General features: G+C 63.5%; 8 protein-coding genes and 1 riboswitch. Of the genes, 2 read left to right on the top strand and 6 right to left on the bottom strand.

Features of this window, described 5'->3' with window-relative positions; genetic code table 11:
* The coding region (locus tag KAZ48_08795) for an AAA family ATPase (protein ID MBP7972886.1) at positions 1–2194 on the bottom strand (2194 nt) is incomplete at its 3' end.
* Between the two features lie 359 nt (positions 2195–2553).
* Here KAZ48_08795 and KAZ48_08790 point away from each other — a divergent pair.
* Positions 2554–3051, top strand: coding sequence for a class I SAM-dependent methyltransferase (locus tag KAZ48_08790; GenBank protein MBP7972885.1), 498 nt, complete (start codon positions 2554–2556; stop codon positions 3049–3051).
* Between the two features lie 111 nt (positions 3052–3162).
* Here KAZ48_08790 and efeB read toward each other — a convergent pair whose 3' ends face one another.
* Both efeB and KAZ48_08780 read right to left on the bottom strand, forming a co-directional pair.
* Positions 3163–4377 (bottom strand): deferrochelatase/peroxidase EfeB, encoded by a 1215-nt coding sequence (gene efeB, locus KAZ48_08785; protein MBP7972884.1) that lies wholly within the window; start codon positions 4375–4377, stop codon positions 3163–3165.
* The gene (locus KAZ48_08780) at positions 4374–5498 is read right to left on the bottom strand and encodes a cupredoxin domain-containing protein (protein MBP7972883.1); all 1125 of its coding nucleotides are present in this window, start codon (positions 5496–5498) and stop codon (positions 4374–4376) included. Before KAZ48_08780 ends, efeB begins: the two co-directional genes overlap by 4 nt.
* A gap of 113 nt (positions 5499–5611) precedes the next feature.
* Here KAZ48_08780 and KAZ48_08775 point away from each other — a divergent pair, with 113 nt between their 5' ends.
* The gene (locus tag KAZ48_08775; GenBank protein MBP7972882.1) at positions 5612–6313 is read left to right on the top strand and encodes a Type 1 glutamine amidotransferase-like domain-containing protein; all 702 of its coding nucleotides are present in this window, start codon (positions 5612–5614) and stop codon (positions 6311–6313) included.
* Here KAZ48_08775 and KAZ48_08770 read toward each other — a convergent pair.
* The 3 genes from KAZ48_08770 to KAZ48_08760 all read right to left on the bottom strand — a co-directional run bounded on the left by KAZ48_08770 (position 6310) and on the right by KAZ48_08760 (position 11096).
* Positions 6310–8685, bottom strand: coding sequence for a flippase-like domain-containing protein (locus KAZ48_08770; protein ID MBP7972881.1), 2376 nt, complete (start codon positions 8683–8685; stop codon positions 6310–6312). The genes KAZ48_08775 and KAZ48_08770 overlap by 4 nt on opposite strands.
* A gap of 335 nt (positions 8686–9020) precedes the next feature.
* A complete protein-coding gene (locus KAZ48_08765) occupies positions 9021–9455 on the bottom strand; it encodes a hypothetical protein (GenBank protein MBP7972880.1) in 435 nt (144 codons plus the stop codon).
* Positions 9456–9524: 69 nt separating this feature from the next.
* Positions 9525–11096 (bottom strand): hypothetical protein, encoded by a 1572-nt coding sequence (locus KAZ48_08760; GenBank protein MBP7972879.1) that lies wholly within the window; start codon positions 11094–11096, stop codon positions 9525–9527.
* Between the two features lie 230 nt (positions 11097–11326).
* Positions 11327–11442: riboswitch (SAM riboswitch) on the top strand.
* Positions 11443–11452: the final 10 nt, after the last annotated feature.

Genomic DNA, 11452 nt, shown 5'->3' with positions numbered 1-11452 from the left:
GCTTGTCGGTGACCTGCTCCATGAGCTTTTCCCACTGGCCGACCAGGAACTTCGCGGTGCTCCAATCGCCACGCAAACCCGCGACCAGGCTTCTGCGCGCCAGCGATTCGCACTGGAGGTTGACGTTATCGATCGACTTCGCCATCTCCCAGACGTCTTCGAGCGCTTCACTGGCACCGTCGAGTTGGCCGCGCGAGACGAGGACGTCTGCGATCAGCAAATCGCCGCATGACTCAAAGATCGGGTTGCCCGCTCGGCGAGCGAGGTCGCCGGCGAGTCGCGCGACCCGCAGCGTTTCATCTTGCCGGTTCAGTCCCGCCAGCGCCGCCCCCAGCATGATCAGGCCATCGACTGCATAAGGGAGTTCGTCGTCGGGCACCCGGTCAAGGATCTCCAGCGCCTCATCGCACAGCGTGCTGGTTATGGTTGATTCCCCGAGCGAGGCCATGATGTTGGCCACCGATGCCGTGATACTCAGCGCTAGCCAGGCCGGCTCAACGGATGCAGCACTGCGGCGGGCACGTTCGGCAAAATCTCGCGCTTCGGTCAGGTCTGCCTGGGCAAAGTGCGAGGCCATGAGCATTGCTTCCATGACGGCGCGCTGCGGGGACGGTCCTGGCGGCAGCTTCTCGTACACCCTCGACTGCCAGTGCCACGAAACGTCCTCTTGTCCGAGCCACATTTCCACCCGCGCCTTGGCCGCGATCAGTGCCACGCGGGTGTCGTTATCGTCCGGCGATGTGCGTTCCAAGGCCTCCGCGAGTTCCTGCGCGGCCTGCTGGAAATGCCCGGTTCTGAATAGGCAATCCGCCCTGGCCGAGCGCAGCCAGATGCCGGTAGTGACCTGTGGGCCGGCCTCAGCAGTGATGTGAATCGCTGAGGCAAACAGTCGAGCCGCGCTCTGCGGTGACAACGACTGCACACTCACCGCAGCATCGCGAATTGCGTCAATCGCGTCGGAGTCCCCAGTTGCGGCGCAGCGTTCCAAATGTGAAGCAACCATCAGTGGATTGGCGGACTCGGCCGTCAGAAGAGTTGCAGCCTTGCGATGAAGTGCTAGCCGAGAGCCTTGCGGCAGCGACTCGTACAACACGGCTTCCACGAGCGCATGGCGAATGCGAAGCTCGCCTGGATTTTGCGCCTGCACAACGAGCGATCGATCCGAGAGTTCATCGATGCCGTCGGTCACCTGACCCGGGTCCGCAATCTCGGCCAACGCTCCCGCTCTGTGCAGGGTAAACGGGCTTCCGAGCACCGCCGCCGCGTCGAGTAGACGTCGAGCGTTGGCCGACAGGCCTTCGCAGTCCATGCCGATCGCTGTCGCTACGGCCGGGGGAATGCTGGTCGATCGGTTACCCGAGTTGATTCGTGGAACCTCACCGCGTGCACTGATCTCAGTGAGGTAGAACGGGTTTCCCTCCGCGAGGTCAAGTGCAAGCTCGCGCTGATCTGATGAAAGTGCGCGAAGCAACCTGACGGCATCCGAACGATCAAGGGGGGCGACCTCAAGCAGATAGACCGGATCCGACCGATCCCCGCGAATCGCTATCCCCGCAGCACTGGTTCCTGATCGTGTTGCATACGCCACGACCAGCGGTGATCCGATCCCGCGGCGAGCCAGCGATGTGAGTACAAATCGAGAGAGTTCATCAGCCCACTGAAGGTCATCGACAATCACCGCAAGCCCGGACCGGTTCTGCCCAAGTGAGCCGAGCGCGCTGCGCAGTGCTCGCGAAACCAGGTGACGGTCAATCGGCGCACCTTCTGAATCCGCAGCGAACTCTCTAAGCCCTGGAAAGACAGTGCCCAGATCAGCCCGGTCATATGGGTCGAGTTGGGCTGCTATAGCGGGCTCGCTGAGCAGTGGGTCAAACAGCGAGACAAGCACGCCGAACGGCAATTCCTGCTCACCAGCCTCTGCCCAAGTCCGGATTAGTGACAGGCCCCGTTCGGCAGCGCTACTGGCAAGTACGTCCAGCAGTGTGGACTTCCCGATCCCAGGTTCACCGCGAACCTCAACAACGGCAGGAGCCTGGCCTGCCATCGCGGCGTCCACGGCGTTCGCTAGCTGAGCAACCTGCGTGTCCCGGCCAATCAGCGCTTGGCCGCGCGTTGCCGATGCGTGATTCGATGTTGCGATTGCCTGCTCCTCCCGTCGCTGCGAGCGCGCCCACAGGGCTCGGTGCGCTGACATCGATTCCGGTGTCGCCAACAAGCTCGATTACACCAAAGCCGACCGCCATTGAACAGTCAAATTGGGATCCATGCGGCCAAGCGGGTAGACACGGGATTGCGGTCTCGAACTTCTGCTGGGACTTGCTGGCGTCCAACCGGCCAAGCATCCCGATCAGCCCTTCCAGTCACGCCTTCCTTGGTGTTCGATGGACGCATCCGAACCGCGGGGAGGGCCAATGCCGAGCGACGAGGAGGTCCGGGACGCTCAGCGAGCGACATGGGCTTGGCTCTCTGCGAGCTGGGACAAGTGGGACTCGATCATCATGAATCAGCTGAGTCCGGTGAGCACCGGAATGATCGACCGACTCGCCATCACCGATGATCAGCAGCATCTCGGTCCGGTTCGGCTACAGGTACTTCCCCGACGTGGCCAAGGCGACGGCCGAGTTCGCGCGCGTCCTCAAGCCGGGCGGGCGGCTGTGCTCGTCGGTGTGGGTCAAGCCCGACGAGAACCCGTGGACGACGATCGCCATGCAGGCAATCGCGATCGAGGTGGTGCTGCCGCCACCCGATCCGGACGGGCCGAACATGTTCCGCTGCGCTGCCCCTCGGTTTGTCAGTGCCCTGTACGAGGCCGCGGGCCTGCGCGATGTGGCCGAATGGGACATCGACGTCGAACTCGTGACGCAATCACCCGCGCAGTATTGGGAGGTGATGAGCGAACACGTTTCGCTCGCGGCGGCAGCGCTTCGACAGGTTGACGAGCCCGCGCGGGAGCGGATCGCGAACGACGTGATCGCCAAGGTCAGCGCCTACGAAAAGGACGGCACGGTAACGGTTCCAGGCGTGGCGCGCTGCATCGTCGCCACGAAGTAGGGACAACGGAAACAAGCGTCGGAAGATGCCTCCGCTTCGTCAGGTCGCTGCCCCCTAGGAGGCGTGGCGTCACAGCAGACAATCCCCTCGATCCCCAGCACACTCACCCGCTCAGCCAAACAGTGCTTGCCCCCAGGTCTGCCCTGGCCGAATGCCCGGCGGGCATGCCCAGATGCCAGAGCCAACATGCTTGATGTATTCGTTCAACGAATCCTTGGCGGCCAGCATCGATTGAATGGGGATGAACGCGCGTCGAGGGTCCGCCTGGTACGCCATGAAGAACAGGCCTGCGTCGATGCGGCCCGTTCGGTCGATGCCGTCGGTGTAGTTGTAGCCGCGCCGCAGCAGGCGGACCCCGCCGTGGTGATCAGGGTGCGCCAGCCGAATGTGCGAATCCGCCGGAATCACCGGTTTGCCGTTTGCCTGCGCGCCGAAGTCTGGCGAGGCGTGTTCGGTGGCAGACCCCAACGGAGCGCCGACTCCCTTGGTCCGGCCGATGACCTCCTCCTGCTCGATGAGCGAGGTCCGATCCCAGGGTTCGATCATCATGCGGATCCGGCGGGTGACCAGATACGAACCACCTGACATCCAGTCGGAGCCGCCCGCCCAAATAGCGTCGGCGTCGTCCGGTTTGGCGTTGCTGGTTCCGTCCTTGAAGCCCATCAGATTTCGCGGCGTCCCGGACGCGGGTTGGACTCCTGAAGTCCGCACATGACCATGCTGGACATAGCGAGGATTCACTACGCCAGCACCGATGCGGGTGAACTGACGCGCTGCGTGGAATGCGACCTGCTCGTCGTATGCGCAGATCTGCAAACAGAGGTCTCCACCGGTCGCGGCTGGGTCCAACTCGTCGAGCGGGAATGCGGGGATGTCAACCAACGCTGCTGGGCGACGATTGGCCAGGCCGAACCGTCGGTCGAACAGACTCCGGCCGAATCCGATCGTCACCGTGAGCCCGGCCGCCGGAAGATCAAGCGCCTCACCGGTGTCTTCCGGCGGTCCGTGGACGTTTCCGTCCACCGCACCGGTCTGTCCAATCGGCAACCCCGCCGTCAGTTGCCGCGCCGCATTGGTCCACTCAGCCAACAGGTCGCGCAGGGTCGCCCGATCAGTGGTCGTGACGTCGTAGGCAACGAAGTTCAACCGATCCTGTGCCGGTGTCACGATCCCGGCTTGGTGCGCACCTTCGAATGCAATCGCATCGCTGGAACGCGCTTCCGCGCGCGCTGGTCCAGAAGTCACCACGGCCGCTGCGGTAGCGCCCAGCGCGGCTCCGCCAATCACCCCACCGAGGAACCCGCGCCGATCGACTTTCACGGTCACTGGAGCACCACGGCGGTCATCTTCGAGACCGGCTCAGACAAGGCCTCCAACTGCGCGGACAGCAGCCGGACGTCCTTGTCGGAAAGGTCGGTGTAGGAGACGAATCCGTTGCCTTGCCGGTACTCATCGAGCAGGGCAAACATCGCGGCAAACTGCTTGTCGAGTTCCTTGGCCAACTGTGGGTCGCGTTCGATGATCAATGGCTCAAGCACCTGGTAGCCCTTGTATGACCCCTCGACGTTTGCCTGGAAGTCCCACAGGTCCGTGTGTGAGTACCGCTCCTCTTCGCCCGTGATCTTGCCGCTGGCCACCTCGTCGAGCAGCTCCTTGGATCCGTTGGTGATGCGATCGGCGGTGAGCTTCAGGACGGCGATTCTGGAGACGAGGTCTTTGGTGTCCTTGACCATTTGGTCGGCGATCTTGCTGCTGTCCTTCCTGAGCCCGGTGGTCCACAGGTCACGCTCAAGGCGGTGCCAACCGGTGAAGGCCTGGCCGGGCTCAAGGTCATTGATGCGGGCATCGAGCTTCGGGTCAAGGTCTCCGAAGGACTCAGCGACCGGTTCGATGCGCTCCCAGTTCATCCGCACCTGTGGGTAGAGGTCCTTCGCCTTGGCGATGTTGCCGTTCGTGACCGCGGCAGCGAATTCCTTGGTGCCCACCAGGAGCTGCTCGGCCTGCCTGTTGACCCACCCGACGTAAGCGGCCGATCCCGCGACAGCAGTCGGATCGGCAGCCACGGCAGCGTCTGCTTCGGCCACGGTGAACTGGCCGCGCAGGCCATCGCCCTTCATCCCCGGCTTGCAGGCGGTCACGTAGTCGCCAGCGTCCAGAGCGACATCGAACTGCCGGGATACACCCGGGCCGATGTTTTCGACTTCACCGACGATCGCCGTCCCGTCGGAGGCATACACGTAGAACTCACTCACCTGCGATCCGGTGTTCTTGACTCGGAACGTCGTCGGTCCGGCGACTGCGTCCTGGGTCGACAACTCACAGGTGGTATCGGAGGAAGTGACCGAGACAACGGCGTCGACGTCGGCCGAGTCACTTGCGGTCGACCCGCAAGCAGCGACGCCCGCCGAAAGTGGCAAGGCGAGGGCCAGAGCCAGGTGAATGCGCACGAAAGTACCCTTCGGATGAGTTCAGATGAGGCAGTTAGTTAGGTAAGCCTAACCTATCTAATCCCGCCGATAGAAGTTGTCCGTGCGAACACTGGGGATCGGAGGTGTCGAGGGTGCACATCACGTTGGTCGGCGGCGGCTGGGACCCCGAGTACCGGCAGAGCGTCTACGGTCCGTTCGTCGAGCAAGTCAGTCGTCGTAGTGCTGAGCCAGCAGTGGCAGTTGTGCTCGTTGATGAATCAGGCGAATCAGCCGAGGTCGGCGCGCGTTTCACGGCGGTGGTGAAGTCGCTCGGCGACGTTCAGACTCGCGTGATTGGGGTACCCGTCGGCCAGTTGCTGGAGGTGGCGGCCCTGGAGGGATGCGCAGGGTTGATTGTTGGAGGGGGACTCACCCCGGCATACGCCGACGCCCTCGCCCCGGTCGCCGAGGAGTTGCGGCAGTGGTTAGTCAGCAACGACGTTCCGTACCTCGGCTTCTCAGCCGGAGCGGCGATCGCATCCAGCCATGCCGTCGTCGGTGGTTGGCTGCACGGCGGCACCCCCGTCTGCCCGCCGGAAGCCGGTGAGGACCTCGAAGAGGTTGCCGTTCGAGACGGGCTGGGTCTGGTCGACTTCAGCGTCGATGTCCACGCGAACACGTGGCAGACAACCGGACGACTGCAGGCGGCGCTCTCCGATTTGCCAGGCCAGTGCGGATACGCGATCGACGAGGACACCGCACTCGTCGTGACTGGGCCGCCGGAGGACGCGTTGATCTCGGTGGTGGGGGCTAGCCGCGCTGATCGCTACCCGCGCACTGCCCCGACCCGCTAGAGATACCCGTGTCGCTGCAAGTACTTTGACGTGAAGAAACCCTGCGTGGCGGGGAGGTAGAAGGTGGCAACGCGCCAGATGATGGTTGCGCCCATCGCGACCTCGGCGGGCACTCCGAGCGGAACGAGGAATGCGGTCATGACCGCTTCCGCGACCCCGATGCCGCCAGGAACTGGTATCAGTCCTTGTAACAGTGCGGTGGCCACGACAACGCCAGTACAAGAGACCAGGCTGAGTTGGAAGTCCAACGACCTCAATGCCAGCCAGAGTGCCATTCCCCACAGAACCTGCACCACAAACTGACTACCAAGCATTCCCAGTGCGATCTTCGGGGACTTGAGAACTTCGGCCAGCGCACCCCAGGAGCTCTTGACCACCGGCACCACCCGATCGTGCAATTTGGGCACCTTGATGATCGCGATGATCGTTGCCACAGCAAGCAAGACCACAACTGCGACCACTGCCCACGAGACCGATCTACCGCCACTGCCGCTAGCCGAACTGGCCGAAGTGTCGAGGATCAGGGATCCGGAGAGCAGTGCGACGATCAGGATGGCCAACTGAGCAAGAAAGCCGCCGAACGTGTCGACCGCCCCTTTGGTGACCGAGACCGCCGGGGCGATTCCGTACTTGTAAAGGAACGCGCTCTCCATCGCGATCCGGCCTGCCATTCCCGGCACAGCGAAGTTCATGAACGCACACGACGGCTGCAAGATCGTCATGGGCCGCAGCGGAATTGCCCGACCGACGGCGAACATCATCGACGTGCCCATCGGAATGAAAGCCACTTGTCCGGCCAACAGCGCCAGGAACGCCAGCCACCAGGTCGCGCCCGACAGCGAAGCCCAGACTTGCGGGAAGTCGACCCCTGTCAGGAGTGGGACGAGGGCGCTGAGGAACAGCAACACCAGGACGATCGTGAGGATGTCCTTGATGCTCACGCGGCGCAGCTTGATTGGCTCTGGGACCTCGCTCTCGGTGACCTCAGCCACCTGTGCCCGAATGTCCTTTAGCACCTGCCCGGGATCCTCGACAGAGTTCCACTCGTGCTTTGAGAATGCCGGCCGTTGCAGGTAGGCAAGGCTCGCCGACAGCTTCTCCGCGCCGATTCCGTCCAGGGCTGCGGCGACCGCGACCTCCGACCCAAAAGCTCCGGCCGTCGCGAATAGCAGGTGCGTGATATCCAGCGCAGCGTCGGCGTCGCGGAAGACCACCGAGCCGTCGGCGAAGTCGCTGATGACAAACGCTCCGTCGTTGATCCGCACGGCTCGGGCATCGAGGTTGCCGTGAGTGATGCCCGAGTTGTGCATCAGGGCCACCTCGCGCCAGAGTTCGCTCAAGGCCTGCGGCCCAACCTCCGCGAGGTCGTGCACCAATGCCAAAGGAGTGCCGACTTGAGTCGTGACGAGTACGGCGACCTCATCGCTGGCGGCAGCTGCGGCCCAGACCTCGGGTGTGGTGACGCCGGCTTTCGTCGCCAGCATCGTGACGAGCGCCTCGTGCTCCACCGACTGCACGCGTGACAGCGTGATCCGTCCGGCACCGCCGCGATAGAGCAGCGTGCGCCAGAGCTTGGCGATGACCTGGGAATCGGTCGCGTCACGGCCGTACGCCTTTACCTCGATGGCCTCACCACCGCGCAATCGACCGACTAGGCGGCGGACGCCCCACGACTGGTCGTGGGCAATCGCCAGGTCGTCGGACGGCAACCCGATCCGCGCAAGTGCGTCTCGTACCGTCTTCGTGTCCGGGTAGCCCAGGGGCGACCCAAACCCAAGGAGGACAGCCCCAGCAGACACCAGTCCGACACCGACCGCTGCCACTGCACCTGATGGAACGCTGATGGCCAAAACCACCGCCGCTGCACTGACGATAAACACGATGAACCAGCCCAACCGCCGAATCGGTCGAGCGAGGAAGGGCGTTGACGCGACGAGGATTGCGGTGATGCTTGCCACGCGCAAGACCGGGAACTGGCTTCTTATCGGACCGCTCATGAACTCGCTGATGAATGTCGGCCAAAGATCACCAAAGAGGTCGACCAACACCAGAGTCACAACTGACGAGATCACAGTGGCGAGGACAACGTCGCGCAACCCGGCCCAGCGCCGGTTCCATAGCAGCACGACGATCACAACGATGGAGTAGATAAGGCCCAGCGTGTATCCGAAGGCGAGCAGGGCCACGGCCCAATCCGGCAGGGCTTGGGCGAACTTGGTGAGGGCGTCCTGAAACGGATCCGAAAGTTTAAAGACCAGCAGGCTCCACGAGACGAGCAGCAGGCCAACAACGACCATCGTGACGTCGCGGGCACGCCTGGCCCGCGGTTGATCGGCAGTTGCAATGAGGTACGAGGGCCGACTCTGGCTCATCGCTGGGGTGCTCGCTGCTGAGCCGGTGCCGACTGGGGTGCCGGTTGCTGGGCCGCTGGCCGCGTGTCCATTACCGCCTCCGTTCCTCGTTGCTCCAACTCGCTGCCGAAGCCGTGACGATCCACCTCAAGACCTTGAGGTGGGTCACAGATTAGACCCCCGCCAGCCAGTCTCACCTGCTCAACGGGACAACCCGCACGCGCGCCCTGCGCAAACGCGGGGACTTGTACGGATGGGATGGCGGCAGAAGCGGCGGACGACAAAGGTGCCGGAGTTGCGTCTTTGCGTGGGCGCAATCGGTCAGTTGACGCTTCCGTCTGCGGCCAGCTTGGCGACTAACCGAGGTTGCCAGGCGAGATGCTCGGCACCCTGCCTTCAGCCGTGACGTTGACGACGTACAGCACGCCGGAGTCACCGGAGACTGTGAGCTTCGCGGTTCCCTGACCCACCACAACGGCGCCACCGTTGAACGAGGCGCCTCCCTCGGTTCGTGGTCCCGTGACCTTGAGCACCGAGGTGTTGTTGGTCGCGATCGTGGTGGCGTCGGCAGTGGTGACGTTGAGGGTGTTGCCGACCTTGACGTTGAGGTTGCCCGCACCGGTCACCTCGATCGGCGCGACCACGGAGTTGCCGGTGGATTCGCTTGCGCTCGCGGAGTTGGTCGGCGATGCGCTGGTGGAACTCGATGAGTCCGACGAGCAGGCCGTCAGCAGGATGCCAACTGCGGCTACGGAGGTTGCCAGAACGAGGGTTCGATTCGCGATGCGCATGCGGTGAGCGTAGGGGAGTTGATGTTCGCTCGCACGCCGACAATGCGTTTGCCACAACCGCTGCTGGGACTAGCGGGACCGGCAGCCCGCTGGGCTCGTGTCGGGATCGATCGTGATGCGAAGCGTGCCATTGTGCGGCAGTTGGACGATCGGGTTGCGATCCTGGGAATCGTTGAAGGTATCGCCGTAGGGAAAGCCGTACGCATCAGTCAGCGGCCACAGAGTTGCGGCCCAAACGTTGTAGTACGGGTGGTTCGGCTGCGCTGCCTCGAAGGGTCCGGGATCACTGCTGACGTTGAAGTTCGCGCTGTCGTTGCCGTAGCTGGGGTTGCCCCAGAAGCCATACGTGAAACCGGCGACCAGGTCTCGGTAGACCGCCCCGTACACATCGTTGCCGCTGTGCCGGACGCCGTTGATGTAGTACGGGCTGTTGTTCCCATAGATCCCGTTCGTGTCGTTGGTGCTGTTGCCAACGAGCGAACTGCCTGCCACGTAGAGCTGGCCGAGGTGGCTGGGTCCTTGGTCGGTCAGGGTGATCGATCCAGGTCCGTTGGGGTCGGTCGCGTCGGGAGCTACCGTCCCTGTGAATCGGTAGGTCGTGCCCATGGCCGATCCGCGGATGGTCAGTTGCTGACCGGTAAGAGAACTGACGTAGGAATCGAACCGTGGGTATCCGCTGGGGTGCAGGCCACTGGAAATGTTCGGCGAGACCAGCCGGAGAAAGTTGCCCTGCGCATCGGTACGAACGATCTTGTTGTAGTCCCCGCCCGCGGCCGTGAGCTTGGCACGGACTGAGTCCTGCACAACGTCGGTGTAACAGCGCCACTTCTTGGCCGCGACCGGGTTCCCGGCCGCATCGAACGTCTCGATGTCCATCGGAATGCCAAGCATGTCGACCGCGCTGAGGTTCGCGACACCGGGATAGGTGAGTTCGACGGCATCGAACCTGACGTCGGATGCGTCCGGACTCGGGAACACCTTCGATGCAAGCGGATGGCCGAGGGTGACCCAGACCCGGCCCGAACTGACGTTGTCGAGGGTGAATGACGAACGTTGCGAGAGTGGCAGTTCAGCAGCGGTCGAGCCGTTGCCCGTTGCCGAGACCCACGTCTTGTCCGCCGGGTAGGAAGAGTTGCGGCTCGTGACTACGACTGTGAGGCCGTTGCCACCGGGAGGGACGGTCGTTGGCGGCGTCGGCGTGGGCGGTGTCGGAGTGGTGGGGGCAGGCGGTGTCGTGGGAGGAGTGACCGGCGTGGTCGGAGCGGGCGTGGGCGTAGCGGTCGGCGTCGCCGCGGGGGGACGAGCGGCAATGCCGCAGATCACCCCATCACGGTTGCGGTCCTTGCGCGAATTGCGGCGGTAGGCACGCAGGCTCACTGCCGGTCGGACCCGACCTCGATTTCGGAACTTCTTGGCGGCCCGCCGGTTCTTCGCAATTCCAACTGGGAATTTCCGATTGATGGCCCGGCACGGCCTGTCTGACTTCTGACTCCGCAGTTGCGTTGACTTGACCGTTGCGGCGCCGACCGCATCGGTTCTGGCCGCGGACTGAGCAGATTGAGGCCCAACGAACACAGCAATCAGAACCAGGACGAGCCCTGCTGCCAGGGAAAGCGCTGTTCGCTTGATCGACCGCGCCATTGCGCCACCATGACACGGATCTGGCGGCCTGACACCCTGGAAACCCTCCTGAGTCGCGAGTGGACAAATACACGTCCAAAACGTCAACCGACGGTGACCTTTCGAGGTGAAGCCTCACTCCTCCGGGTGATGGGAGATCAGCCGCCGTCACTGCGGAGTCGGCGGCATCGGCACTCAAGATTGATCTCCTGTTGGGAACAGATCCGAGCGCGCGCGTGTTGACGCTTGCGGCTCCAGAGAGATGGTCGTCGGTACCTGGCCGACCATCCAGCAACCCTCGTCGTTGATGCGGGGTGCTCCAGGGGAAGAGCTGGTCACTCGAAACGTCGAGCGACAAGATCGGCGACTGGCGCGAT

This window comes from Candidatus Nanopelagicales bacterium (assembly GCA_018003655.1).
In the GTDB taxonomy this organism is placed as follows: domain Bacteria; phylum Actinomycetota; class Actinomycetes; order S36-B12; family UBA10799; genus JAGNDY01.
This window is presented reverse-complemented; position numbering and strand designations above follow the sequence as displayed.